Annotated in this window: 26 protein-coding genes; 19 read left to right on the top strand and 7 right to left on the bottom strand. The window is 72.5% G+C overall.

Annotated features, from left to right (window positions below):
• Positions 1–7 precede the first annotated feature (7 nt).
• On the bottom strand, positions 8–226 hold the full coding sequence (locus tag OG937_15485) for a hypothetical protein (GenBank protein WUD72997.1): 219 nt from the start codon (positions 224–226) through the stop codon (positions 8–10).
• 10 nt (positions 227–236) lie between these two features.
• Entirely contained in the window at positions 237–950 is a 714-nt protein-coding gene (gene cofC / locus OG937_15480) for a 2-phospho-L-lactate guanylyltransferase (protein ID WUD78752.1), read from the bottom strand.
• Positions 951–1239: 289 nt separating this feature from the next.
• Between cofC and OG937_15475 the strand changes: the two genes are divergently transcribed.
• Genes OG937_15475 through OG937_15465 form a run of 3 tightly spaced genes read left to right on the top strand, consistent with a single transcriptional unit; the run spans position 1240 to position 4127 of the window.
• Positions 1240–1965, top strand: coding sequence for a 1-acyl-sn-glycerol-3-phosphate acyltransferase (locus OG937_15475; protein ID WUD72996.1), 726 nt, complete (start codon positions 1240–1242; stop codon positions 1963–1965).
• Positions 1962–2963, top strand: coding sequence for an NAD(P)-dependent glycerol-3-phosphate dehydrogenase (locus OG937_15470; protein ID WUD72995.1), 1002 nt, complete (start codon positions 1962–1964; stop codon positions 2961–2963). The genes OG937_15475 and OG937_15470 overlap by 4 nt, the downstream gene beginning before the upstream one ends.
• A 27-nt stretch (positions 2964–2990) precedes the next feature.
• Entirely contained in the window at positions 2991–4127 is a 1137-nt protein-coding gene (locus OG937_15465) for a D-alanine--D-alanine ligase (protein ID WUD72994.1), read from the top strand.
• Between the two features lie 33 nt (positions 4128–4160).
• Here the strand turns inward: OG937_15465 and OG937_15460 are convergent, their stop codons facing one another.
• A complete protein-coding gene (locus OG937_15460) occupies positions 4161–4652 on the bottom strand; it encodes a DUF3515 domain-containing protein (GenBank protein WUD78751.1) in 492 nt (163 codons plus the stop codon).
• Positions 4653–4675: 23 nt separating this feature from the next.
• A complete protein-coding gene (locus tag OG937_15455; protein WUD72993.1) occupies positions 4676–4909 on the bottom strand; it encodes an Lrp/AsnC ligand binding domain-containing protein in 234 nt (77 codons plus the stop codon).
• A gap of 155 nt (positions 4910–5064) precedes the next feature.
• On the opposite strand from OG937_15455, the gene OG937_15450 reads away from it, so the two are divergent.
• Complete coding sequence (locus OG937_15450) at positions 5065–6024, top strand: thiamine-phosphate kinase (protein ID WUD72992.1); 960 nt, start codon at positions 5065–5067, stop codon at positions 6022–6024.
• A gap of 23 nt (positions 6025–6047) precedes the next feature.
• Positions 6048–6836 carry a bifunctional hydroxymethylpyrimidine kinase/phosphomethylpyrimidine kinase gene (gene thiD, locus OG937_15445; protein WUD72991.1) on the top strand — a complete coding sequence of 263 codons (789 nt, stop codon included), beginning with the start codon at positions 6048–6050 and terminating at the stop codon, positions 6834–6836.
• 94 nt (positions 6837–6930) lie between these two features.
• Here thiD and rpmB read toward each other — a convergent pair whose 3' ends face one another.
• The gene (gene rpmB, locus OG937_15440) at positions 6931–7116 is read right to left on the bottom strand and encodes a 50S ribosomal protein L28 (protein ID WUD72990.1); all 186 of its coding nucleotides are present in this window, start codon (positions 7114–7116) and stop codon (positions 6931–6933) included.
• Between the two features lie 268 nt (positions 7117–7384).
• On the opposite strand from rpmB, the gene OG937_15435 reads away from it, so the two are divergent.
• The 10 genes from OG937_15435 to mutM all read left to right on the top strand — a co-directional run bounded on the left by OG937_15435 (position 7385) and on the right by mutM (position 17076).
• Positions 7385–9061, top strand: a complete 1677-nt coding sequence (locus OG937_15435) for a DAK2 domain-containing protein (GenBank protein WUD72989.1) — start codon at positions 7385–7387, stop codon at positions 9059–9061.
• A gap of 301 nt (positions 9062–9362) precedes the next feature.
• Positions 9363–11561: an ATP-dependent DNA helicase RecG gene (gene recG / locus OG937_15430; GenBank protein ID WUD72988.1), complete on the top strand. Its 2199-nt coding sequence runs from the start codon at positions 9363–9365 to the stop codon at positions 11559–11561.
• 95 nt (positions 11562–11656) lie between these two features.
• Entirely contained in the window at positions 11657–12175 is a 519-nt protein-coding gene (locus OG937_15425) for a hypothetical protein (protein WUD72987.1), read from the top strand.
• Positions 12176–12244: 69 nt separating this feature from the next.
• A complete protein-coding gene (gene rsmD, locus OG937_15420) occupies positions 12245–12826 on the top strand; it encodes a 16S rRNA (guanine(966)-N(2))-methyltransferase RsmD (GenBank protein ID WUD72986.1) in 582 nt (193 codons plus the stop codon).
• A 35-nt stretch (positions 12827–12861) separates the two neighbouring features.
• Positions 12862–13341 carry a pantetheine-phosphate adenylyltransferase gene (coaD, locus tag OG937_15415; protein ID WUD72985.1) on the top strand — a complete coding sequence of 160 codons (480 nt, stop codon included), beginning with the start codon at positions 12862–12864 and terminating at the stop codon, positions 13339–13341.
• 10 nt (positions 13342–13351) lie between these two features.
• Positions 13352–14419 (top strand): cell division initiation protein, encoded by a 1068-nt coding sequence (locus OG937_15410; protein WUD72984.1) that lies wholly within the window; start codon positions 13352–13354, stop codon positions 14417–14419.
• Positions 14420–14597: 178 nt separating this feature from the next.
• Positions 14598–15137 carry a DUF177 domain-containing protein gene (locus tag OG937_15405; GenBank protein WUD72983.1) on the top strand — a complete coding sequence of 180 codons (540 nt, stop codon included), beginning with the start codon at positions 14598–14600 and terminating at the stop codon, positions 15135–15137.
• Positions 15138–15139: 2 nt separating this feature from the next.
• Entirely contained in the window at positions 15140–15313 is a 174-nt protein-coding gene (rpmF, locus tag OG937_15400; GenBank protein WUD72982.1) for a 50S ribosomal protein L32, read from the top strand.
• Between the two features lie 19 nt (positions 15314–15332).
• On the top strand, positions 15333–16082 hold the full coding sequence (gene rnc, locus OG937_15395; protein WUD72981.1) for a ribonuclease III: 750 nt from the start codon (positions 15333–15335) through the stop codon (positions 16080–16082).
• A 94-nt stretch (positions 16083–16176) separates the two neighbouring features.
• Positions 16177–17076: a bifunctional DNA-formamidopyrimidine glycosylase/DNA-(apurinic or apyrimidinic site) lyase gene (mutM, locus tag OG937_15390; protein ID WUD72980.1), complete on the top strand. Its 900-nt coding sequence runs from the start codon at positions 16177–16179 to the stop codon at positions 17074–17076.
• Here mutM and OG937_15385 read toward each other — a convergent pair.
• Complete coding sequence (locus OG937_15385; protein WUD72979.1) at positions 17019–17477, bottom strand: helix-turn-helix transcriptional regulator; 459 nt, start codon at positions 17475–17477, stop codon at positions 17019–17021. The genes mutM and OG937_15385 overlap by 58 nt on opposite strands.
• A 111-nt stretch (positions 17478–17588) precedes the next feature.
• Here OG937_15385 and OG937_15380 point away from each other — a divergent pair, with 111 nt between their 5' ends.
• Complete coding sequence (locus tag OG937_15380) at positions 17589–18467, top strand: aminoglycoside phosphotransferase family protein (GenBank protein WUD72978.1); 879 nt, start codon at positions 17589–17591, stop codon at positions 18465–18467.
• Between the two features lie 206 nt (positions 18468–18673).
• Here the strand turns inward: OG937_15380 and OG937_15375 are convergent, their stop codons facing one another.
• Entirely contained in the window at positions 18674–19585 is a 912-nt protein-coding gene (locus OG937_15375; protein ID WUD72977.1) for a CAP domain-containing protein, read from the bottom strand.
• A gap of 124 nt (positions 19586–19709) precedes the next feature.
• On the opposite strand from OG937_15375, the gene OG937_15370 reads away from it, so the two are divergent.
• The 3 genes from OG937_15370 (at position 19710) to smc (ending at position 24325) form a co-directional block, all read left to right on the top strand.
• The gene (locus OG937_15370) at positions 19710–19991 is read left to right on the top strand and encodes an acylphosphatase (protein ID WUD72976.1); all 282 of its coding nucleotides are present in this window, start codon (positions 19710–19712) and stop codon (positions 19989–19991) included.
• Between the two features lie 412 nt (positions 19992–20403).
• Positions 20404–20592, top strand: coding sequence for a hypothetical protein (locus OG937_15365; GenBank protein ID WUD72975.1), 189 nt, complete (start codon positions 20404–20406; stop codon positions 20590–20592).
• A gap of 175 nt (positions 20593–20767) precedes the next feature.
• Positions 20768–24325 carry a chromosome segregation protein SMC gene (smc, locus tag OG937_15360; protein ID WUD72974.1) on the top strand — a complete coding sequence of 1186 codons (3558 nt, stop codon included), beginning with the start codon at positions 20768–20770 and terminating at the stop codon, positions 24323–24325.
• The last annotated feature ends 5 nt before the right edge of the window (positions 24326–24330 follow it).

Here is a 24330-nt window from a genome sequence, read left to right as displayed (position 1 = left end):
CATGTGCTCAGGCCCCCGGGTCGGGGAAGGTCTGCAGCGTCACGAACACCACCCGGCGCCCGTCCCCGCTGCCCTCGGTGCGGATCCGCACCCGCTGACCGGGCCGCAGCAGCCGCAAGCCCCCGGCGTCGAACGCCGCCGCGTCGAACGGCAGCGGCGTCCCGTCGTCCAGCAGCACGCTGCCGGCGCGGGTCTCGGGGTCGTAGGTGTACGCGGTGGCCTGCATGGGCCTCAGCCTATCGGGCACCGCTTCCCGGGGCCGGTGCGCCCGCGGCCGGCCACCCGGCGGGCCCGGGCACCGCGGGACCCTCCTGCGGAGCCGCCCGAAGTCCGGGCCGCAGCAGCGCCCGCGTGTGCGGCCCGACCCCCAGCACCAGGGCGGCGGCCAGGTCCTCGCCCGTATCCACGTCCCGGCGCACGGAGTCCACGTCCGGCAGGACGATCTCGTGGGCGCCGGAAGCCCGGTGGCGGGCCCGTGAGGGTCCCCCGAAGGCCGGCGCGAGGGCGGTCCCGGCGGTGGCCGCCAGCAGCGTGGTGCCGATTCCGGCCGCGTCGGCCAGAAACGACCGTCCTGGGCGCCGCGCGGCCGCGCGGAGCACCGCTGCCAGTTCGGCGGGCCGCAAGGCCGGGAGATCGGCGTTCAGGGCCGCCACGGCCGCCGTGGGGTGGCGTCTGCGGACCACCTCGGCGCCGTGCCGCAGCGCGGCGTTGAGCCCGGCCGCCGGGGAGTCCGCCTGGACGCGCGCCCCGAGGGCCGACAGCGCGGCCCCGGCGAGCGGATCATCGGTGACGACCGTCACATTTCGTACCGCCTCGCAGGAGAGGGCGGCGGCCACCGTGTCCTGCGCGAAGGCCAGTGCCAGCCCGGGCCGCACGGGGCCGACGGCCTCCGCGAGGCGGCTCTTGGCGGCGGCCAGCGGCTTCAGCGGGACGACGAGCGACCATTCCACGGGTGGTGACACCGAACTATTGTGCTCGGGTCCCCCGGGCCCACCGCCACCCTGCCCCCAACCCCCCTTCCCGGCGGCCCGCCTCCGGGTGCACGATCTCCCTGGTACGTGCCCGGGCCTCCTGGCCTCGGTGCTTCCGCCGGGGAGCACCCCGAGGGCCTTTCGCCCTGGCGTTACGGTGGCCCTACCGGCGACACTTGTGCGGCCGCACCGGCCGTACGGTGCCGCCGACCACAGCAGGCCGCGATCCGGTGATCCCGGGTCGGCGGCGGAACGAGGAGGAGTTCTGGTGTCCCGCCGCAGAATCGGCTTCTGGTACCGGCTCGCAGCCGTCATCGCCAAACCGCCGCTGGTCGTTCTCTTCAAGCGGGACTGGCGCGGAATGGACCACATTCCGGTCGAGGGCGGATTCATCACGGCGGTCAACCACAACTCGTACCTCGACCCGCTGTCGTACGCGCATTTCCAGTACAACAGCGGGCGGGTCCCCCGCTTCCTCGCGAAGGCGCCGCTGTTCAAGCCCGCCTTCGTCGGCGCGATCCTGCGCGGCACCGGCCAGATCCCCGTCTACCGGGAGAGCACCGACGCCGCCAACGCCTTCCGGGCCGCGGTGGACGCCATCAACTCCGGCGAGTGTGTCGCCTTCTACCCGGAGGGCACGCTGACCCGCGACCCCGAGATGTGGCCGATGGTGGGCAAGACGGGCGTCGCCCGGGTCGCGCTGATGACCAAGGCCCCCGTGATCCCGGTCGCCCAGTGGGGCGCCAACGAGGTCATGCCGCCGTACGCCAAGGAGAAGAAGCTCCGCCTCTTCCCGCGCAAGACGCTGCGGGTCGTCGCCGGGCCGCCGGTGGACCTGTCGGCCTTCTACGGACAGGAGGCCAGCGTCGAGGTACTCAAGGACGCCACCGACACCATCATGGCCGCGGTCAGCGAGCTGCTGGGCGAACTGCGCGGTCAGACGCCGCCCGCCGAGCGCTTCGACCCGCGCAAGCAGAAAGGCAGCACCAAGTGACTACGCGCTGCGCGGTCTACGGCGCGGGCTCCTGGGGCACCGCCTTCGCGATGGTCCTCGCCGACGCGGGTGCCCAGGTCACCATGTGGGGCCGCCGCCCCGAGGTGATCGAGGCCGTCAACAGCACGCGCACCAACCCGTACTACCTGCCCGGGACCGAGCTGCCGGAGTCGATCCGGGCCACCACCGACCCCGCCGAGGCCGCCCGGGACGCGGAGTTCGTGATCCTCTCCGTACCGTCGCAGACGCTGCGCGGCAACCTGGCCGAGTGGCAGTCGCTGCTGCCCCGCGACTCCGTGCTGGTCAGCCTGATGAAGGGCGTCGAACTCGGCACGGCCAAGCGGATGAGCGAGGTCATCGAGGAGGTCGCCAAGGCGGGCCCGGAGCGGGTCGCCGTGCTGTCCGGCCCCAACCTGGCCAAGGAGATCGCCGCGCGGCAGCCCGCCGCGAGCGTGGTCGCCTGCCGTGACGAGTCCGTCGCCAAGCGGCTGCAGGCCGCCAGCCACACCGCGTACTTCCGCCCGTACACCAACACCGACGTCGTCGGCTGCGAACTCGGCGGCGCGGTGAAGAACGTGATCGGCCTGGCGGTCGGCATCGCCGACGGCATGGGCCTGGGCGACAACACCAAGGGCTCGCTGATCACGCGCGGACTGGCGGAGACCACCCGGCTCGGCATCGCGCTCGGCGCCGACCCGCTGACCTTCTCCGGCCTGGCGGGTCTGGGCGACCTGGTCGCGACCTGCTCCTCGCCGCTGTCGCGCAACCACACCTTCGGCTTCAACCTGGGCAAGGGCATGACGCTGGAGGAGACCATCGCGGTCACCCGGCAGACAGCCGAGGGCGTCAAGTCCTGCGAGTCGGTGCTCGACCTGGCCCGCCGGCACGGCGTCGACATGCCCATCACCGAGACCGTCGTCGACATCGTGCACAACGGGAAGCAGCCCGTCGTCGCGGTCAAGGAGCTGATGTCGCGCTCCGCGAAGTCGGAACGCTGACGTCCGGAACGGTAAGGTCAACGCGACATGAGCATTCAGCCTTCTTCCCGCAAGCCGCGCGTCGCCGTCGTCTTCGGCGGACGCAGCTCCGAGCACGCCATCTCGGTCGTCACCGCAGGCGCGGTGCTGAGCGCGATCGACCGCGACAAGTACGACGTGCTGCCGATCGGCATCACCACCGACGGCCGTTGGGCGCTCACCGCCGACGACCCGTCCCGGATGGCGATCGCCGACCGCACGCTGCCGAGCGTCGCGCAGCTCACCGAGTCCTCCGACGGCACGGTGCTGCTGCCGGTGGACCCGGCCAGCCGTGAGGTCGTCTACAGCGAGCCCGGCTCGGTGCCCAAGGTCCTGGGCGACGTCGACGTCGTCTTCCCCATGCTGCACGGCCCGTACGGCGAGGACGGCACCCTCCAGGGCCTGCTGGAACTCTCCGGCGTGCCCTACGTCGGCTCCGGAGTGCTCTCCTCGGCCGTGGGCATGGACAAGGAGTACATGAAGCGGGTCTTCACCTCCTTCGGCCTGCCCGTCGGCCCGTACGTCGTGATCCGCCCGCGCGAGTGGGAGAACGACCCGGCCGCCGCCCGCAAGAAGGTCGTGGACTTCGCCGCCGACCACGGCTGGCCGGTCTTCGTGAAGCCCGCCCGTGCCGGGTCCTCCATGGGCATCAGCAAGGTGGACGACCTCGCCGGCCTGGACGAGGCGATCGAGGAGGCCCGCCGGCACGACCCCAAGGTGCTCGTGGAGTCGCTGCTGCGGGGCCGCGAGATCGAATGCGGCGTCCTGGAGTTCGAGGACGGCCCGCGCGCCTCGGTCCCCGCGGAGATCCCCCCGGTCACCGCGCACGACTTCTACGACTTCGAGGCGAAGTACATCGACTCCGCCGAGGGCGTCGTCCCCGCGCCGCTGACCGCGGAGCAGACCGCGCAGGTGCAGCGGCTCGCCGTGGCCGCCTTCGACGCGGCCTCCTGCGAGGGCCTGGTCCGTGCGGACTTCTTCCTGCAGGACGACGGCGAGTTCGTGATCAACGAGATCAACACGATGCCCGGCTTCACGCCGATCTCCATGTACCCGCGCATGTGGCAGGAGAGCGGCGTCGGCTACGCGGAACTGGTGGACCGGCTGATCCAGGCCGCGCTGCGGCGCTCCACCGGCCTGCGCTGAGCGCGAGCGGCCGGGAGCGGTCCGCCGGGCCCGTCAGAGTTCGGAGGGGATCGTCGTCTCCACGGCGCGTCCGAGGTCGGTCAGCGGATCGACCTCGGGCGCGTAATCGGCCGGCACCGTCACCTCGACGAAGGTCCTGCGGCCGGTCGTCGTGAAGCGGTAGCCGTCGTCGGTCTTCTCGATGAGCCAGCTCACGCCGTTGACCTCCACCGCGTCCGCGGTGGGGTTGTACGCCGCGCTGCCCGGGGTCAGCATCTCGGGTCGTGGCACGCCGCAGCGCAGCACCACCGTAGGATCCCCCCATCCGGCGGTGAGGTCGGATACGGGGCTCACCGACCGCTTCGACAGGCCGTCGACCTTCCGCGGCAGCGCGTCGTGGAGGGCGCCGCACATCCGGGCGGCGGAGGCGGAGGGCGACGGGACGGCGACCCCGCCCGCGGCACCGCCGGAAGCGGAAATCCAGACCGCCGCCGCGGACAAGCACGCGACGGCGGACAGGGAGACGAGCGCGACCCGGCGGTACATCACCCGCCGAGCCTACAGGGGGCCTACAGATGGACGACCGGACAGGTCAGGGTGCGGGTGATGCCCTCCACCTGCTGCACCTTCGCCACCACGAGGCGCCCCAGGTCGTCGACCGTGTCGGCCTGGGCACGCACGATCACGTCGTACGGACCGGTGACGTCCTCGGCCTGGATGACCCCGGAAATCTTGGAGATCACCTCCGCTACTGCCGAGGCCTTCCCGACCTCGGTCTGGATCAGAATGTACGCCTGTACCACGGAACCTCCAGGGCGGCTACGAGGATCATGTGGGAGGGAACGTCACGGTACCGCGTCGCGGTATGCCGCGGGGAGACCCGCGCGGTACCGGCCGCGCCGAAGCCGTCGCGCAAGCGCACACAGAAGGGGACCGGCCAGGTGAAGGGGACAGTCAGATGAAGGGCACCGTGGGCGAACTGGGGGAGTTCGGGCTCATCAGGGAGTTGACCGCCCGGCTCACCTCCAGCCCCGCCGTCCGGCTCGGACCGGGTGACGACGCCGCCGTGGTCGCCGCCCCGGACCGGCGGGTGGTGGCCACCACCGACGCGCTCGTGGAGGGGCGGCACTTCCGCCGTGACTGGTCCACCGCCTACGACGTGGGCCGCAAGGCCGCCGCGCAGAACCTCGCCGACATCGCCGCCATGGGTGCCGTCCCGACCGCGGTGCTGCTCGCCCTGGTCGTCCCGGCCGACCTGCCGGTGACCTGGCCGGTCGAGCTGATGGACGGCATCCGGGACGAGTGCCAGGTGGCCGGCGCGGCCGTGGTCGGCGGCGACGTCGTCCGCGGTGACACGATCATGGTCTCCATCACCGCACTGGGTGACCTGCGCGACCGTGAACCCGTCACCCGATCCGGTGCCCGCCCCGGCGACGTCGTCGCCGTCACCGGCTGGCTGGGCTGGTCCGCGGCGGGACTCGCCGTCCTCTCCCGGGGATTCCGCTCCCCACGGGCCTTCGTCGAGGCCCACCGCCGTCCCGAACCGCCGTACCACGCCGGTCCCGCCGCCGCGGAACTCGGCGCGACGGCCATGACCGACGTCAGCGACGGGCTCGTCGCCGACCTCGGCCACATCGCCGCCGCCAGTGGCGTCGCCATAGACCTGTCCTCCGCCGACATCGACATCCCCGCGCAGATGGCCGACATCGGCCAGGCCGTCGGGGTCGACCCGCTGCACTGGGTGCTGACCGGGGGAGAGGACCACGCGATAGTCGCCGCCTTCCCCCCGGACACGAAGCTGCCCGCCCGCTGGCGGGTCATCGGCCGGGTGGTGAAGGCCACCACGGCACCCCAGGTCACCGTGGACGGCGCCCCCTGGGACAAGGCGGGCGGCTGGGACCACTTCGGATCCGAGTAGCGGACGGCGACTAGATTCGCCGTATGACGATCCCACCGCGTGTGCTCACCGTCGCCGGCTCCGACTCCGGCGGCGGCGCGGGCATCCAGGCCGACCTGAAGACCATGCTCGCCCTCGGCGTCCACGGGATGAGCGTGGTCACGGCCGTCACGGCCCAGAACTCACTGGGTGTCCAGGGCGCCTGGGACCTGCCGGTGGACGCCGTACGGGCCCAGTTCCGCAGCGTCGTGGACGACATCGGCGTCCAGGCGGTCAAGACCGGGATGCTCTCCTCGGCGGAACTCGTCACCGCCGTCGCCGAACTCCTCGCCCCGCTCGACGTCCCCGTGGTCGTCGACCCCGTCGGCGTCTCCAAGCACGGCGACCCGCTGCTCGCCGCCGACGCCGTCGACGTCGTACGGACCCGCCTGCTGCCGCTCGCCACCGTCGCCACCCCCAACCTGGACGAGGTGCGCCAGATCACAGGAGTCGTCGTGGACGGCGAGCCCGCCATGCGCGAGGCCGCGGCGGCCGTCCTCAAGTGCGGCCCCCGCTGGGTCCTGATCAAGGGCGGCCACCTCAGCGGCGCCGCCGTCGACCTGCTCACCGACGGCAGCCGCGAGCACTGGCTGCGCGCCACGCGCCACGACAACCGGCACACCCACGGCACCGGCTGCACCTTGGCGTCCGCCGTCGCCTCGTTCCTGGCGCGAGGTCTGGACGTCCCCGAGGCGGCCCACGCCGCCAAGGAGTACGTCACCGGCGCCATCGCGGCGGGCTTCCCCCTGGGCGGCGGCATCGGCCCCGTGGACCACGCCTGGCGGCAGCGCTGAGGTGAACCGGCGGGAGGGCACAGCAGAAAGCCGGTCCACCACGAGGGTGGACCGGCTCCGGTAGCCGCAAGGCTGCGCTACGACGTCCTATGCGTCAGCGCGCGACCTTGCCGGCCTTGATGCACGAGGTGCAGACGTTGAGGCGCTTCGGCGTCCGACCGACCACAGCACGCACCGTCTGGATGTTGGGGTTCCAACGACGGCGAGTACGGCGGTGCGAGTGCGAGATGTTGTTGCCGAAGCCCGGCCCCTTGCCGCAGACGTCGCAGTTGGCAGCCACGGGTCACTCCAAAGACTTCAGATGCACTAACGGATAAATCCCGACGGCATCCGGCGTCCGTCAAAATGATTGAAGGAAGACCAGTGATGCCGAGGGACGGCCCGGGACAGCCCCAGGCAACCGGAGCAGCATACTACGTCCGCTCCTGTCCCTCGAAATTACCATGGTCAGCGGTACGGGCGGTCGCCCGGAGGGCCCCGGCGCTCAGTACGCTGCGTGCGGACACCTCCCCACCCCAGGTCCCCGGCCGCCCCCGCAGGAGGAACACGTGCCGCCGACGCTCGACCCTCCCGCGGTGCGCGCATGGTGCCGGCTGTCCCTCCAGGCGCTCGGGCGGGCACGCGAGGAGATCGACGCGATCAACGTCTACCCCGTCGCCGACGGGGACACCGGCACGAACCTGTTCCTGACCGTGGAGTCCGCCGCCCAGTCCGTGGACGCCGTCTTCGAGGGCCACGCCGCCTCGGGCGGCATCCCGGACCTCACCTCGTGCCTGCGCTCCATGGCGCACGGCGCGCTCATAGGAGCACGCGGCAACTCCGGCACGATCCTCGCCCAACTGCTGCGCGGCATGGCCGAGGTCCTCGCCGAGGACGCCGGCGACCTGCGGCCGGCCCTGCGCCGGGCCGCGGAGTCCGCGTACCAGGCCGTCGCGCATCCGGTCGAGGGCACGATGCTCACCGTCGCCACGGCGGCGGCGGAGGCGGCCGCCGCCGTGACCGGCGACGTCCACGAGGTCTCCCGGGCCGCGTACGAGGCGGCGCGCCTCGCGCTGGCGGCAACTCCGCGGCAACTGGCCGTCCTCGGCGACGCCGGTGTCGTCGACGCCGGTGGCCGCGGCCTCGTCGCCGTCCTGGGCGCCCTGGCGGACGCGGTCTCGGGACAGGCCCCGATGGGCCCGCTCGACGACGCTGTGCGGGTGCCGTTGCCCAGGGGCGCGTCCCAGGTCGTGCCCTACGGCTGCGCGACCGGCGGCGGGGACGGCGCGGACCCGCACGCGGTGCCCGGCGGTCCGGACTTCGAGGTCATCTACCTCCTGGAGGCACCCGACCGCGCCGTCCCCGCGCTGCGCACCCGGCTGGACCGGCTCGGCGACTCCCTCGTCGTCGTCGGCGGGGACGGGCTGTGGAACGTCCACGTCCACGTCGACGACGTGGGCGCCGCCATCGAGGCCGGGATCGAGGCGGGACGGCCGTACCGCATCAAGGTGACGCACTTCGGCGACCAGGCCCGCGCGCTCGAACAGGGCCGCCGCGGGGGCACCGGAGGGCGGGGCGAGCGCACGCTCCGGGCCGTCGTCGCCGTGGTGCGGGGCGACGGCCTCGCCGAGCTGTGCGCCCAGGCCGGGGCCACCGTGGTCGCCGTCCGGCCCGGGGAGCCGCCCGCGAGCGGCGACATCGCGGAGGCCATCCGCCGTGCGCACGCCCGCGAGGTCGTCCTGCTGCCCAACGACGTCGAACTGCGGCACGCGGTGGGCGCCGCGGCCGAACAGGCGCGCACGGAGGGCGTCCGCGTGGCGCTCATCCCCACCCGGTCCGCGGTGCAGGGCATCGCCGCCCTCGCCGTCCACGAGCCCACCCGGCGCTTCGACGAGGACGTCGTCGCCATGACCTCCGCCGCCGGCGCCACGCGCTACGCCGAGCTCGCCGTCGCGGAGGCCCAGTCCTGGACCATGGCCGGCGTCTGCCAGGCCGGGGACGTCCTCGGCCTCATCGACGGGGACGTCGCGGTGATCGGCGGCAACCTCGTCGAGACCGGGATCATCGTCCTGGACCGCATGCTCGCCGCGGGCGGGGAGATGGTCACGCTCGTCATCGGGTCCGACGCGCCCGCGGACCTGGCGGACCGGCTCGAGGCGCACGTCCGTGACAGTCACCTCGCGGTCGACGCGGTCGTCTACGACGGCGGCCAGGAAACGTGCCCCCTCCTCATCGGCGTCGAGTAGCCGACCCCGTGTCGCCGCGTGCGGCGCCGTTGTGGTTGCTGTTGGGGGTTTCCTCGCCGCCCGCCGCATTGCCCGGCCGAGGTGGGGGTCGCCCCGGCCGAAGGCTGGGGGTGTACCCCGGCGCGGCACCGACCCACAACGTACGCAGCGAGGCGGTCACTGACCGCGCCGGGCAATCGGGCGGGCGGGCGGGGGATGCCCGCCGCAGGCGCAACGGAGCCGCACGCAACGACCCGGGCAGCCCGGCGCAGCCGCAGCACCCCGGGCCGCAACACAAACATTGTCGGCCCCGTGCGCAAAGATGGACGCGATGTCTGCTGCCCTTGACGAACCGCTCGCAAAATCCGTCGGCGGCCGCACCGCAAAGGTGTTCGCCGACCACCTCGACCTGCGCACCGTCGGCGACCTGCTGCACCACTACCCCCGCCGCTACGCGGAACGCGGCGAGCTGACGCGCCTGTCCGACCTCCCGCTGGACGAACACGTCACCGTCGTCGCGCGCGTCGCCAAGGCGACGAAGAAGACCTACGGCCCGGGTAAGTCGCGCCTCGAGGTGGTCGTCACGGACGGCAGCGGCTCGTTGACCCTGGTCTTCTTCGGCCGGGGGGTGTTCAAGCCGGAGCACGACCTCCTCCCGGGCCGCCGCGGCATGTTCGCCGGCAAGGTGTCCGTGTTCAACCGGGCCCTGCAGTTGGCGCACCCCGAGTACCAGTTGCTGGACGCCGAGGACGGCAAGGAGGCCGTGGACGCCTTCGCCGGCCGGCTGATCCCGATCTACCCGGCGTGCAAGCAGGTCAACTCCTGGACGATCGCCAAGACCGTGGACACCGTGCTGACCTCCCTCGGTGCCACGCAGTGGTCCGGCACGGGCGAGCCGCTGCCCGCCGCGCTGCGGGAGTCGCGAGGGCTCGTGGCGCTGCCGGAGGCGCTGGAGAAGATCCACCGCCCGCGGTCCAAGGCCGACATCATGATCGCCAAGGAGCGCCTGAAGTGGGACGAGGCGTTCGTGCTGCAGGTGGCTCTCGCGCGGCGCCGGGCGGCCGACGACGCGCTGCCCGCCGTGCCGCGCGTGCCGGCGGAGGACGGACTGCTGAAGGCCTTCGACGCGCGGCTGCCGTTCACGCTCACCGAGGGCCAGGAGCAGGTGTCGGCCGAGATCTTCGCGGACCTGGCGACGGACCACCCGATGCACCGGCTGCTCCAGGGCGAGGTGGGTTCCGGCAAGACGATGGTGGCGCTGCGCGCCATGCTCGGCGTGGTCGACACGGGCGGCCAGGCCGCGATGCTGGCGCCGACGGAGGTGCTGGCGCAGCAGCACCACCGGTCGATCACGGAGATGATGGGCGACCTCGCCGAGGGCGGCATGCTCGGCGGCTCGGACCTGGGCACGAAGGTCGTGCTGCTGACGGGTTCCATGGGGGCCGCCGCCCGCCGCCAGGCTCTGCTGGACCTGGTGACCGGCGAGGCCGGGATCGTCGTGGGCACGCACGCGCTGATCGAGGACAAGGTGGGGTTCCACGACCTGGGGCTGGTCGTGGTCGACGAGCAGCACCGCTTCGGTGTCGAGCAGCGCGACGCGCTGCGGGGCAAGGCCAAGCAGCCGCCGCACCTGCTGGTGATGACGGCGACGCCGATCCCGCGCACCGTCGCGATGACGGTCTTCGGCGACCTGGAGACCTCCGTGCTGGACCAGTTGCCGGCCGGCCGTTCGCCGATCGCCACGCACGTCGTGCCGGCGAAGGACAAGCCGCACTTCCTGTCGCGCGCCTGGGAGCGGGTGCGCGAGGAGGTCGAGAACGGGCACCAGGCGTACGTGGTGTGCCCGCGGATCGGCGACGAGGAGCCGGACCCGAAGAAGAAGTCCGCGGAGGACGAGGCGGAGCGGCGGCCGCCGCTGGCGGTGCTGGAGATCGCCGAGCAGTTGGTCAAGGGTCCGCTGGCGGGGCTGCGCGTGGAGGTGCTGCACGGGCGGATGCAGGCGGAGGCGAAGGACGACGTGATGCGCCGCTTCGCCGCCGGCGAGGTCGACGTGCTGGTGGCGACCACGGTGATCGAGGTCGGCGTCAACGTGCCGAACGCCACCGCCATGGTGATCATGGACGCGGACCGCTTCGGCGTCTCGCAGCTGCACCAGTTGCGCGGCCGGGTCGGCCGTGGTGCGGCGGCCGGTCTGTGCCTGCTGGTGTCCGAGATGCCGGAGGCGACCTCGGCCCGCGCCCGGCTGGACGCCGTGGCCGGGACGCTGGACGGCTTCGAGCTGTCCCGCATCGACCTGGAACAGCGGCGTGAGGGCGACGTCCTGGGACAGGCCCAGTCCGGGACGCGTTCGTCGCTGCGCATGCTGACGGTGATCGACGACGAGGACGTGATCGCGGCGGCCCGGGAGGAGGCCACCATGCTGGTCGCCGCGGACCCCGGACTGGAGGGTCAGCCGGACCTGCGCAGCGCGCTGGAGAGCCTGGTCGACGCGGACCGCGAGCAGTACCTCGACAAGGGCTGACGGACCGTCATTGTCAGTGCCCCCTGGGAGAATGGACACAGTCCGCGCCGATCCGCTCGGGAATAGGCGTAGTTGGACCTTAGGGGGCTGATTTCATGTCGTTCCGTCATCTCAACGAACTGCCGCTCGGTGAGAAGGTCTTCCGGATCGAGCTCTCCAGCGACGACGACACCACCGTCACCCTGACCCTGGCCGGCTGGTCCGAGGACGACCCGGACACCCTCCTCGCCTCCGGCACGCTCACGCTGCCGCTGACCGACGTCCCGTCCCTGCGCATCGCCCTCAACCGCGCCCTGCGCGCCCTCGCCCTCGTGGCCGACGTGGCCGAGCCCATACCCGACCGCGACGTGCTGCGCGAGCTGTTCCCGGGGCACGGCGCGCCCTGGGTGCCGCAGCACGAGGAGGAACTGGTCCGCCGGTTCCACGACGGCGAGTCCATCGCCCGCGTGGCCGCGCGCTTCGGCCGCACGCCCGACTCCGTCCGGACGAAGCTGCGTGAGCTCGGTCACGACCCGCGCCGCCCCGAGTTCTGCCCGCCCGACGGCTGCCTGTCCTGGTCGCGCTACGCTTCGCCGGCGCTCGTCGGGGCCGTGGAAGAGCAGGGCCGGGACTGACCTACGTATCGTGGGGGAGCGGCGCCGCGCCGGCGCCGTTCCCCCGCCCACGAGACGAATGAGCCGCAGATGACCCGCGTGATCGCCGGAGCCGCCGGTGGCCGTCGCCTGGCGGTGCCGCCGGGCAACGGAACCCGACCCACCTCGGACCGGGCGAAGGAGGGGCTGTTCTCCACCTGGGAGTCGCTGCGCGGCGTTCTGCACGGGGCACGGGTCATCGACCTGTACGGGGGATCGGGCGCCGTCGGCCTGGAGGCGCTCTCACGTGGCGCGGCGCACGTGCTGCTGGTCGAGTCCGACCCCCGCGCCGCCCGCGTCATCCGGGAGAACGTCCGCGTGCTCGGGCTGCCCGGCGCCGAGGTGCGGGCCGGAAAGGCCGAGAAGGTGGTCGCGGGACCGCCTCCGGCGGAACCGTACGACCTGGTGTTCCTGGACCCGCCGTACGCCGTCACCGACGACGAGCTGCGCGAGATCCTGCTCACACTCCGTACGCAGGGCTGGCTCGACGCGGACGCCGTCGCCACCGTGGAGAGGAGCACCCGAGGCGGGGAATTCCGCTGGCCCGAGGGGTACGAAGGGATCAGGGCCCGGCGGTACGGCGAAGGGACGCTTTGGTACGGTCGCGCCGCCGACGTCACCGACGCGTCATGAACCACCCGCAGAACCCTCAGAGCGAGGAGTCACCGTTGCGCCGCGCAGTCTGTCCGGGGTCCTTCGACCCCGTCACCAATGGACACCTCGACATCATCGCCCGAGCCTCGCGCCTGTACGACGAGGTCTATGTGGCCGTGATGATCAACAAGTCGAAGAAGGGCCTCTTCTCGATCGAGGAGCGCATCGCCCTCATCGAGGAGGTCACCGCCGGGTACGGCAACGTGCGCGTGGAGGCCTTCCACGGCCTGCTGGTGGACTTCTGCAAGCAGCGCGACATCCCCGCCATCGTGAAGGGCCTGCGCGCGGTCAGCGACTTCGACTACGAGCTGCAGATGGCTCAGATGAACAACGGGCTGTCCGGCGTGGAGACCCTTTTCGTCCCCACCAACCCCACCTACAGCTTCCTGTCCTCCAGCCTCGTCAAGGAGGTGGCGCAATGGGGCGGCGACGTCGCGCACTTGCTGCCCCCCGTCGTGCTGGAGGCCCTCAAGAAGAAGCTCGCGCAGCAGTAGAGTCTGGAACGTGGACGTCCAGAAGAAGCTCGACGAGATCGTGGCCGCCGTGGAGGCCGCCCGGTCCATGCCGATGTCGGCCTCCTGCGTGGTCAACCGTGCCGAGTTGCTCGCCATGCTCGAAGACGTACGGTCGGCGCTGCCCGACTCGCTCTCCCAGGCCCAGCAGCTGCTGGGCGGGCGGGAGCAGATGGTCGAGGAGGCCCGGGCCGAGGCCGGCCGGATCATCGGCGCCGCGCACGCGGAACGCGGTTCGCTGATCTCCGACACCGAGATCGCGCGCCGCTCGCAGCAGGAGGCCGAGCGCATCGTCACGGAGGCGCAGCGCGAGGCCACCGAGATCCGGGCCGAGGCCGACGACTACGTCGACAGCAAGCTCGCCAACTTCGAGGTCGTGCTGACCAAGACCATCGGCTCGGTGGACCGCGGCCGCGAGAAGCTGCTGGGCCACGGCCCGGCCCTCGACGAGAACGGCTACCCGTACGCGGACGAGGACGACGCGCCGGAGCGCAGCGCCGACCCCGAGACTCTGCGCCGCCGCGCGGACGAGTACGTGGACGCCAAGCTGGGCGCCTTCGAGGCGGTGCTCAGCAAGACCCTGGAGGCCGTCGGACGGGGCCGTCTGAAGCTGACCGGCCACCGCCCCATGGACGAGCTGGGCGCCCACGACGCGGACCCCGAGGGCCAGGTCCCCGGGCAGTCCGACGCCGAGTACCTCGCGGGCCTGGCCGCCCCCGTGGCCCCCGGCGACTACCAGTACGACCCGAACGCGGTCCAGCAGCCCGACTACGGCTACCAGCAGCACGACCCGTACCAGCAGCAGGCCCAGCAGCCGGACCCGTACCAGCAGCAGGGCCAGTACGCCGACCCGTACGCCGCCCAGCCGCAGCAGGCGTACTACGACCCGAACTACGGCTGGCAGCAGCCGCAGCAGACCGGTTACGAGCAGCAGCAGTACATCCCGCAGCAGCACGAGCAGGGTCAGGGCGCGGCGCTGGACGAGACGAGCTTCTTCGACACCAGCATGATCGACCTGAACCGGCTGCGTGAGCTGGAGCAGGAGCGCGGTTTGGGCTGAGCCCGGGGGACCGGTATCCTGATCCCTCAGCCGTGTGATCCCCGGCGCTTTGGCGTGCCCGCCGTCGTGGCGACGGGCACGCGCCGAACCGAAGAAAGCAGGAGCCCTGAACACCCGCCTCGACCACCGCAACCCGCTCGTGTTCGACACGCATGAGCTGGGTCGTCGTCCTGGGGCGATGAAGAAGGTCTCCCGTTCGGTGCCGGCCCCCAAGGACATGGGCATCGAGGTCATCGGTGTCCGCGAGGGCACGGAGATCGAGCTGGACCTCCGCCTGGAGTCGGTGATGGAGGGGGTGCTCGTCACGGGCACCGCCCGCGCACCGCTCTCGGGGGAGTGCGTAAGGTGTCTGGAGCCGCTCGAGCGCGAGCTCGAGACGGAGTTCCAGGAGTTGTACTCCTACCCCGACGCCGACACCCGGACCGGTGGGCACCACGGTGCCGCCGATGCCGGTGACGACGCCGAGGAGGAGGACACTCTCTTCCTCGAGGGCGACTTGTTCGACCTCGAGCCCGTGCTGCGCGACGCGGTGGTTCTCGAACTGCCGCTGCAGCCGGTGTGCCAGGACGACTGTGCCGGTCTGTGCTCCGATTGTGGGGCGCGGCTGGCGGACGACCCGGACCACCACCACGAGGTCACCGACATCCGTTGGGCGGCCCTGCAGGAAATCCAGCTGAGCGGTGCCGAGGACGGCGCCGACGAGAACCAGGAGAAGTAGCCGTGGCTGTTCCCAAGCGGAAGATGTCGCGCAGCAACACGCGCCACCGCCGTTCGCAGTGGAAGGCTGCGCCCGTGAGCCTGGTGGCGTGCGAGCGCTGCCACGAGCCGAAGCAGCAGCACATCGCGTGCCCGAGCTGCGGCACCTACAACCGTCGTCAGGTCCTCGAGGTCTGATCGGCGGGTGAGGGGCTCCATGTCGTCAGACGGCGCAACGTCGACGGACGCCGGTAAGGCAGCCTCGTCCCCCGCGGTTCTGGAAGGGCGGCTCGGGTACACACTCGAACCCGCCCTTCTGGTGCGTGCGCTGACCCATCGCTCGTACGCGTACGAGAACGGCGGTCTGCCCACCAACGAGCGTCTGGAGTTCCTCGGGGACTCCGTGCTCGGCCTGGTGGTCACGGACACGCTCTACCGCACCCACCCGGACCTCCCGGAGGGCACGCTCGCCAAGCTGCGGGCCGCGGTGGTCAACTCCCGAGCCCTGGCCGATGTCGGCCGTGGCCTCGACCTGGGCAGCTTCGTCCGCCTCGGCCGGGGCGAGGAGGGCACGGGAGGCCGGGACAAGGCGTCGATCCTCGCGGACACCCTCGAGGCGGTGATCGGGGCGGTCTACCTGGACCAGGGCCTGGACGCCGCGTCGGAGTTGGTGCACCGGCTCTTCGATCCACTGATCGAGAAGTCCTCCAACCTCGGGGCGGGACTGGACTGGAAGACCAGCCTCCAGGAACTCACCGCGGGCGAGGGCCTCGGTGTCCCGGAGTACGTGGTCTCCGAGACCGGACCGGACCACGAGAAGACCTTCACGGCTGCCGCCCGCGTCGGTGGTGTCGAGTACGGCACCGGCACCGGCCGCAGCAAGAAGGAAGCAGAGCAGCAGGCCGCCGAGGCCGCTTGGCGCGGGATCCGCGCCAAGCGCGACGCGAACGGCACTGTCGCGAGCTGAACCCGTCAGGCCCGTCCGGCCGGCCCCCGAGGCCGACCGGGCGGGCCTTCCGGTTCCCCGGGCGGGGAACCGTCTTCCGAGAGGAGCGCACCGCGTGCCGGAGCTGCCCGAGGTCGAAGTCGTACGCCGTGGTCTGGACCGCTGGGTCAGCGGCCGCACCGTCGCCCGGGCCGAGGTGCTGCACGCCCGTGCCGTGCGCCGCCACCTCGCCGGCGGCGCGGACTTCGCCGACCGGCTGGAGGCGCAGACCTTCGGTCCCGCCCTGCGCCGCGGCAAGTACCTGTGGCTGCCGCTCCAGGACTCCCCGCTCGCGCTCCTCGGGCACCTCGGCATGAGCGGCCAGCTGCTCGTCCAGCCGGAGGACGCGCCCGCCGAGACCCACCTGCGGATCCGGATCCGCTTCGAGGACGACCTCGGCACGGAGCTGCGCTTCGTCGACCAGCGCACCTTCGGCGGCCTGTCGCTGCACGAGTGCGTGCCCGGCGACCCCGAGCGGCTGCCGGTACCCCTGTCGCACATCGCCCGCGACCCGCTCGACCCCCGCTTCGACGACGCGGCCTTCCACACCGCGCTGCGCCGCCGCCGCACCACGATCAAGCGGGCGCTGCTCGACCAGTCGCTGATCAGCGGGGTCGGCAACATCTACGCGGACGAGGCGCTGTGGCGCACCAGGCTGCACTACGAGCGGCCGACCGCGACCCTGACCCGGCCGGTCACCACCGAACTGCTCACCCACGTCCGCGAGGTCATGACCGACGCCCTCGCCGCCGGCGGCACGAGCTTCGACAGCCTGTACGTCAACGTCAACGGGGAGTCCGGCTACTTCGACCGCTCCCTGGACGCCTACGGCCGCGAGGACGAGCCCTGCCGCCGCTGCGGCACCCCGATCCGCCGCCGTCCCTGGATGAACCGGTCGAGCTACTTCTGCCCGCGCTGTCAGCGACCGCCGCGCGGGCCGGGCGGCACGTCCGCCGTCACCGTCCGCTCGTCGTAGCGCCGCTGCGCCGCCAGCACCTCCGGCATCCGCGACTCCACGAGCCCGATCAGGGCGAGCAGCCGATCGGCCGTGTCCCGGCCCAGCGGTGTGAGGCTGTAGTCGACCCGCGGCGGGTTGGTGGGCCGCGCCTCGCGGTGCACCAGCCCGTCCCGTTCCAGCGCGTGCAGGGTCTGGGAGAGCATCTTCTCGCTCACTCCGTCGACGCGGCGGCGCAGCTCGTTGAACCGCAGTGCCCCGTCGACCAGCGCGCCCAGCGTCAGCGAGCCCCAGCGGCCGGTCACGTGCTCCAGCGTGGGGCGCGACGGGCACGAGCGGGCGAACACGTCGAACTCCCGGGTCGCCGCCCCGGCACCACCGCTGCCGCCGGTGGCGTCGCCGGCACGCGCGGACGTCTCCATGGGCGTGAGCGTACTCGTCCACAGCGCCACCCGCGGGGTTGCGCTTTCCCTCGGTGAGTTCCGGCCCCGAACCCCCGGCGTGGTGGGGCCCGTACGGCGCACAATGGGCGAATGCTTCCCGACGGCCCGCCCGCTCCGCCCGCCCCCGCCGCCACGTACGCCGAGACCGCCGAGCCGCAGCCGGAGATCTCCCTGATCGGCGGTGACGTGACCGAGGGCGTCGTCCGCGTCGGCGACACGGTCCGCCGTCCGACCGGCGCCCACAGCCCCCTGGTGCACGCCCTGCTCCGTCACCTGGAGGACGTCGGTTTCCCCGGTGCGCCGCGCCTCCTCGGCATCGACGCCGCCGGCCGGGAGGTGCTGACCTACGTGGCGGGGGAGGTCGCCGGACGGCCGCGGCCCGCCTGGATCGCGGACGAGGACCGCCTCGTCTCGGTCGGCCGCCTGGTCCGTGCCTACGACGACGCGGTCGCCGGCTTCACCCCACCCGACGGCGTCCAGGCCCCTGCCGGTCCCGCCCCGCACCCGGACACGCCTCCCGCGCCCGCGCATCCCGCCGAGGTGATCGGGCACATGGACTTCACGCCCGACAACATCGTCTTCCGGGCCGGCCGGGCCGCGGCGCTCATCGACTTCGACCTGGCCAGGCCGGTCCCCAGGGTCGAGGAGATCCACAACGCGATGCTCTACTGGGCCCCCATCGGCGACCCCGCCGACGCCGACCCCCGCCTGCGCGACGTGGACGTCCCCCGGCGCTGCCGCCTCCTCGCCGACGCGTACGGCATGTCCGGCAGGGACCGCGGCCGCCTGCTGGAGGTCGCCGTGCTCCGCACCCGCCGCGCGTGGTTCTCCATGAAGGGGATGGCCGAGACCGAGGGCGGCGGCTGGGCCCGCATGTGGCACGAGGGGGTCGGCGACCAGATCAAACGCCGCGAGGCCTGGCTGGAGCGCCACGGCTCCTCGATCGAGGGGGCACTCACCGCTCCTTAGGACGGGAGGAGCGCTGCTCGGTCCTTCCCGCCCCCCGGCCCCCGCTTGCGGCCGGGCAGGACGCGCACCGCGCGTGAATCGCGGGTTTTGCCTGCTCCGGGAGGCTGCCGGGCCGCCCTCCGGCGGCGTGTCCTTCTCGACCACGCCCACCTGTACGTGCCACCGTCCGTCGGCGCTCAACGGAGCGCCGACGGACGGTGGCCGGCTCAGTAGCCGAAGTCCTGCGTCCACCAGGGGCCGCCGTCGCCGAAGACGGCGCCGACACCGATCGTCTTGTAGTCGCAGTTGAGGATGTTGGCGCGGTGCCCCTCGCTGTTCATCCAGGCGTCCATGACCTCCTGGGCCGTGGCCTGGCCGCGGGCGATGTTCTCGCCGCCGAGGTCCTTGACGCCGGCCTGCGCGGCGCGGTCCCAGGGGTCGTCGCCGTCGGGGTCGGTGTGGTCGAAGAAGGCCCGGGCGGCCATGTCGGCGCTGAAGTCGGAGGCGAGCTCGGAGAGCTTCTTGTCGTCGCGCAGCGGCTGGCAGCCGGCGGTGGCCCGGACGGTGTTCACCAGGGCGAGGACGGAGACCTCGGCGACGCTCTGGTCGCCGTCCTGCGCCTTGTCGCCGCCGCCCGGCACGAGGGTGGCCGCGGGCGGGGAGGGGACGGTGGCCGGCGCGGAGGACGCGGAGGGCTGCGGAGCGGTGGGGGTCGCAGCGCCGTCGTCCGGGGCGGAGGTGGAGGCGGAGGGGGTCGGCGTCGCGGTGGTCGCCGGTGCCGAGGGGGCCGCGGGGGGCGCGGTCGTACGGGCGTTGCCGCGGCTGGCGGGTGCGGAGGTGTCCCGGTCGGCGGGGATGGCGCCGACGTCCTGGGGGCTCGCGGTGTTCGGCAGCCCGGCGGCCTGGACCTGGCCGGGAGCGTCGTCGTGGTACGAGAACCCGCCGGAGCCGTCCGGCGAGGGCAGCAGCCCGCTGGAGACGCCGATCGCACCCACGGCCAGCGCGGCGGACGAGGCCAGCAGCCCGGTGCGCACCGGGTTCTGCTTGCGCCGCCGGGCCCTGCTGCTCTGCCCGCGGTGGCGCGGCGCCTCCTCCGAGAACGGCGCCGGCTCAAAGGCTTTACGGCTGTGGCGGCCCATCCGGTGCAGTCCTTTATGTCGACGGTGTTCACCCGAACGGGTGAGTCCTGTTGCGGCGCGACTGTACCGAAAGACAGGCGGGGCAGGTGTGAACCCTGGGCAACTGACGGGTTAGCGTGCTTTCATGAACGACGCTGTCCGACTCACCGCCTGGGTGCGAGGCCGTGTGCACCAAGTGGGTTTCCGCTGGTGGACGCGGGTGAACGCACTGGAGATCGGCGGACTCGACGGGTATGTGAGCAATCTCTCGGACGGCCGCGTGCAGATCGTGGCCGAAGGCGAGCGGTCGCGCTGCGACGGTCTGCTCGACTGGCTGCGGACCGGCGACACGCCCGGACGCGTCGACGGCGTCACCGAAATCTGGGGCGAGCCGCGCGGCGGTTACGACGGCTTCGCGATCCGCTGATCCACCGACCCGCACACCGCCCCGTCCTCGCAGGTGAGGGGTGAGGTGACAGATCAACGGCAATCTCACGTGGCAAGAGCGACAAGGAGGTTGCCATTTCGCGCACCGCGTGCGAGGCTGCCGACATCGAGGACGCGGTGATCTTCGGGGAGCGGTCGACGGCCCCGTCCTCCACGCCACGCGGGACGCCCGCGGCGCCCTCTCGCGCCGTGTTTTCTTAGGCGCACCCGACGACCGGGCTGTGATCGTGTTGACCGTCTAACTATTTGGTGAGACGCTGGAAGCCCCGCGCACCGCAGCTGTAGGCATGGCAAAGGGCAGCTTCGGCGCACACGGCGCGGGTGCCTATAACCCCTCACTCACGACCCACACCGCTCCCCGGTCGGTCACTCAGCGTGGAGGACCATCCATCATGGCAAAGGCGCTTCTCGGTTACGTCGGCGGCCCCGACCCTCGACTCCTCGCCGAGATGCGAAGGCTGCAGCAGCGTGTCCAGGACCTGGAAACCGAGCTCGTACGGATCCAGGCCGAGAACGATGCGCTGGCCGCTGCCTCGCACGAGCTCGTCGACGTACCTCACGCGGAGCCGGTTCTCGCCTGACCCGGCCTTTCGGCCGGTCAGGGGAAACGACTCCGTTTGGGAATGTGCAAGGGACGCCCCGGCGTCCCTTCGTCGTTTGCCGCCCCGTTCGCCCTCCCATGATCTCCGCCCTTGCATTGCATGTGCCCCCCGCATTCCTCGGTGAAACCGGGAGCGGGAGGTAGAGTCCAGCGGCGTGCACCTGAAGAGCCTGACCCTGCGCGGGTTCAAGTCATTCGCCTCGGCGACGACCCTGCGATTCGAACCCGGAATCACCTGTGTCGTCGGCCCGAACGGTTCCGGCAAGTCCAACGTCGTGGACGCGCTGTCCTGGGTCATGGGCGAACAGGGCGCCAAGTCGCTGCGCGGCGGCAAGATGGAGGACGTCATCTTCGCCGGCACGACGGGACGGCCGCCGCTCGGCCGGGCCGAGGTGTCGCTCACGATCGACAACAGCGACGGTGCCCTCCCGATCGATTACGCCGAGGTCACCATCACGCGGATCATGTTCCGCAACGGCGGCAGCGAATACCAGATCAACGGCGACACCTGCCGGTTGCTGGACATCCAGGAACTGCTCTCCGACTCCGGTATCGGCCGTGAAATGCACGTCATCGTCGGCCAGGGACAACTGGATTCGGTGCTGCACGCCGATCCGATGGGCCGCCGTGCCTTCATCGAGGAGGCGGCCGGGGTCCTCAAGCACCGCAAGCGCAAGGAAAAGGCGCTGCGCAAGCTGGACGCCATGCAGGCGAACCTGGCCCGCGTCCAGGACCTGACCGGTGAGCTGCGCCGTCAGCTCAAACCGCTGGGCCGGCAGGCACAAGTCGCCCGCCGGGCGGTGGTCATCCAGGCCGACCTGCGCGACGCCCGGCTGCGACTGCTCGCCGACGACCTGGTCACCCTGCGGAAGGCGTTGCACGCCGAGGTCGCCGACGAGGCCGCGCTCAAGGAGCGCCGCGACGCCGTCGAGTCGGAGCTGGCGGCCGCGGTACAACGCGAGGCGCGCCTGGAGGAGCAGGTCAGGGCTCTCGCGCCGCGGCTCGCCGACGCCCGGGCCACCTGGTACGGGCTGTCGCAACTGGCCGAGCGGGTGCGCGGCACCATCGGCCTGGCCGAGCAGCGCGTACGTCATGCCACCGCGCAGCCCGCCGAGGAGCGGCGCGGCCGCGACCCGGAGGACATGGAGCGCGAGGCCGCCCGCATCCGCGAACAGGAGGCGGAACTCACCGACGCCCTGGAGGCCGCCCAGCGCGCCCTGGACGACACGGTCGACCACCGGGCCGAGCTGGAACGCCGCCTCGCGGAGGAGGACAAGGCGCTCAAGGCCGCCGCCCGCGCCATCGCCGACCGCCGCGAGGGCCTGGCCCGGCTGCAGGGTCAGGTCAACGCCGCCCGCTCCAAGGCCGGATCCGCCGAGGCCGAGATCGGCCGGCTGACCGCCGCCCGCGACGAGGCGCGCGAGCGTGCCGAGTCCGCGCAGGAGGAGTACGAGGAACTCCGCGCCCGGGTCGAGGACCTGGACGCCGACGACTCCGAGCTCGACGAGCGCCTCGAGGCGGCCAAGGACGAGCAGGCCCGCGCCGACGAGGCCCACTCCGCCGCCCGCGAGGCCGCCACCACCGCCGAACGCCGGCGGGCCGCCCTCGCCGCGCGCCACGACGCACTCGCCCTCGGCCTGCGCCGCAAGGACGGCACCGGTGCCCTGCTCGCCGCGGGCGACCGCCTGGCCGGGCTGCTCGGGCCCGCCGCCGAACTCCTCACCGTCGCCCCGGGCCACGAGGTGCCGGTCGCGGCCGCGCTGGGTGCCGCCGCCGACGCGGTCGCCGTCTCGGGCCCGTCCGCCGCCGCCGAGGCGCTGCGGCTGCTGCGCAAGGACGACGCGGGACGCGCGGCGCTGCTCGTCGCCGGTGACGCCGCCCCGCAGGAGACCGCCGAGGTGCCCCCGGGCGCGCGTGCGGCGGCCGCGCTCGTCGGCGGCCCCGACGAACTACTCCCGGCCGTGCGCCGTCTGCTGCGGGACTACGTCGTCGTGGAGAGCCTCGCCGACGCCGAGTCACTGGTCGCCGCCCACCCGCGGTTGACCGCGGTGACCGCGGAAGGCGACGTCCTCGGTGCCCACTTCGCGCACGGCGGCTCGGCCGGTGCCCCCAGCCTGCTGGAGGTGCAGGCCGCCGTCGACGAGGCCGCCGCGGAGCTGGAGGCACTGGCCGGGCGCTGCGAGGCGCTGGCGGAGGAGCAGGCCGCCGCCAGGGAACGCCGGTCGGCCGCCGCCCGGGTGGTCGACGAGCTGACGCAGCGTCGGCGGGCCGCGGAGAAGGAGAAGTCGGCCGTGGCCCAGCAGCTGGGCCGGCTGGGCGGCCAGGCACGGGCCGCGGCGGGGGAGGCGGAACGTTCTGCCGCCGCCGTGGGCCGCGCCGAGGAGTCCCTGGCGGCCGCCATAGAGGAGTTCGAGGAGCTCTCGTTCCGGCTGAGCGAGGCGGAGGCCGCCCCCGCCGAGGAGGAGCCGGACACCTCCGTGCGGGACCGGCTGGCCGCCGACGGCGCCAACGCCCGTCAGACCGAGATGGAGGCGCGGCTCCAGGTCCGTACCCACGAGGAGCGGGTCAAGGGCCTGGCCGGCCGCGCCGACGGCCTGGACCGTGCCGCCCGCGCCGAGCGCGAGGCCAGGCAGCGGGCCGCCCGGCGCAAGGCACGTCTGGAGTACGAGGCGCAGGTCGCCTCGGCGGTGCTGAAGGGCTCGCACGGCCTGCTGGCCTGCGTCCAGGTCTCGCTGGGGCGCGCGGACGAGGAACGCGGCGCGGCCGAGCGCGCCAAGGCCGAGCGCGAGGCGGAGCTGGACACCGCGCGCCGTCAGGGCCGGGAGCTGAAGTCCGAACGGGACCGGCTGACCGACTCCGTCCACAAGGGCGAGGTGCTGGGCGCCGAGAAGCGGATGCGGGTCGAGCAACTGGAGGGCAAGGCGCTGGAGGAGTACGGCGTCGAGCCCGAGGGCCTGGTCGCGGAGTACGGGCCGGACCAGCTCGTGCCGCCGTCCCCGCCCGCCGAGGGCGAGGTGCTGCCGGAGGACCCGGAGCACCCGCGCAACACGCCGCGCCCGTACCACCGGGGCGAGCAGGAGAAGCGGCTGAAGGCGGCGGAGAGGGCGTACCAGCAGCTGGGCAAGGTCAACCCGCTGGCGCTGGAGGAGTTCGCGGCGCTGGAGGAGCGGCACAAGTTCCTCTCGGAACAGCTGGAGGACCTGAGGAAGACCCGGGCCGACCTGCTGCAGGTGGTGAAGGAGGTGGACGAGCGGGTCGAGCAGGTCTTCACCTCCGCGTACCACGACACGGCGCGCGAGTTCGAGGGCGTGTTCTCCCGGCTCTTCCCCGGCGGCGAGGGCCGGCTGATCCTCACCGACCCCGAGAACATGCTCACCACCGGTGTGGAGGTGGAGGCCCGGCCGCCGGGCAAGAAGGTCAAGCGGCTGTCGCTGCTGTCGGGCGGCGAGCGCTCGCTGACCGCCGTGGCGATGCTGGTGTCGATCTTCAAGGCCCGGCCGAGCCCGTTCTACGTGATGGACGAGGTCGAGGCCGCGCTGGACGACACCAACCTGCAGCGGCTCATCCGCATCATGCGTGAGCTGCAGGAGAGCTCGCAGCTGATCGTCATCACCCACCAGAAGCGGACCATGGAGGTCGCCGACGCGCTGTACGGCGTGTCCATGCAGGGCGACGGTGTGTCGAAGGTCATCAGTCAGCGCCTCAAAGACTGACTGCA

Source organism: Streptomyces sp. NBC_00510, assembly GCA_036013505.1.
Taxonomy (GTDB): Bacteria; Actinomycetota; Actinomycetes; order Streptomycetales; family Streptomycetaceae; genus Actinacidiphila.
The sequence above is the reverse complement of the archived record's forward strand: the minus strand, read 5'-3'. Positions and strand labels throughout refer to the sequence as shown.

What these genes read in the sequence shown, in the direction of transcription:
- OG937_15485 (WUD72997.1), bottom strand. Translation starts at nt 226, where the DNA reads ATGCAGGCCACCGCGTACACCTACGACCCCGAGACCCGCGCCGGCAGC.
- OG937_15465 (WUD72994.1), top strand. Translation starts at nt 2,991, where the DNA reads ATGAGCATTCAGCCTTCTTCCCGCAAGCCGCGCGTCGCCGTCGTCTTC.
- OG937_15460 (WUD78751.1), bottom strand. Translation starts at nt 4,652, where the DNA reads ATGTACCGCCGGGTCGCGCTCGTCTCCCTGTCCGCCGTCGCGTGCTTG.
- OG937_15450 (WUD72992.1), top strand. Translation starts at nt 5,065, where the DNA reads ATGAAGGGCACCGTGGGCGAACTGGGGGAGTTCGGGCTCATCAGGGAG.
- thiD (WUD72991.1), top strand. Translation starts at nt 6,048, where the DNA reads ATGACGATCCCACCGCGTGTGCTCACCGTCGCCGGCTCCGACTCCGGC.
- recG (WUD72988.1), top strand. Translation starts at nt 9,363, where the DNA reads ATGGACGCGATGTCTGCTGCCCTTGACGAACCGCTCGCAAAATCCGTC.
- OG937_15425 (WUD72987.1), top strand. Translation starts at nt 11,657, where the DNA reads ATGTCGTTCCGTCATCTCAACGAACTGCCGCTCGGTGAGAAGGTCTTC.
- rsmD (WUD72986.1), top strand. Translation starts at nt 12,245, where the DNA reads ATGACCCGCGTGATCGCCGGAGCCGCCGGTGGCCGTCGCCTGGCGGTG.
- OG937_15405 (WUD72983.1), top strand. Translation starts at nt 14,598, where the DNA reads ATGAAGAAGGTCTCCCGTTCGGTGCCGGCCCCCAAGGACATGGGCATC.
- rnc (WUD72981.1), top strand. Translation starts at nt 15,333, where the DNA reads ATGTCGTCAGACGGCGCAACGTCGACGGACGCCGGTAAGGCAGCCTCG.
- OG937_15385 (WUD72979.1), bottom strand. Translation starts at nt 17,477, where the DNA reads ATGGAGACGTCCGCGCGTGCCGGCGACGCCACCGGCGGCAGCGGTGGT.
- OG937_15380 (WUD72978.1), top strand. Translation starts at nt 17,589, where the DNA reads ATGCTTCCCGACGGCCCGCCCGCTCCGCCCGCCCCCGCCGCCACGTAC.
- OG937_15375 (WUD72977.1), bottom strand. Translation starts at nt 19,585, where the DNA reads ATGGGCCGCCACAGCCGTAAAGCCTTTGAGCCGGCGCCGTTCTCGGAG.
- OG937_15370 (WUD72976.1), top strand. Translation starts at nt 19,710, where the DNA reads ATGAACGACGCTGTCCGACTCACCGCCTGGGTGCGAGGCCGTGTGCAC.
- OG937_15365 (WUD72975.1), top strand. Translation starts at nt 20,404, where the DNA reads ATGGCAAAGGCGCTTCTCGGTTACGTCGGCGGCCCCGACCCTCGACTC.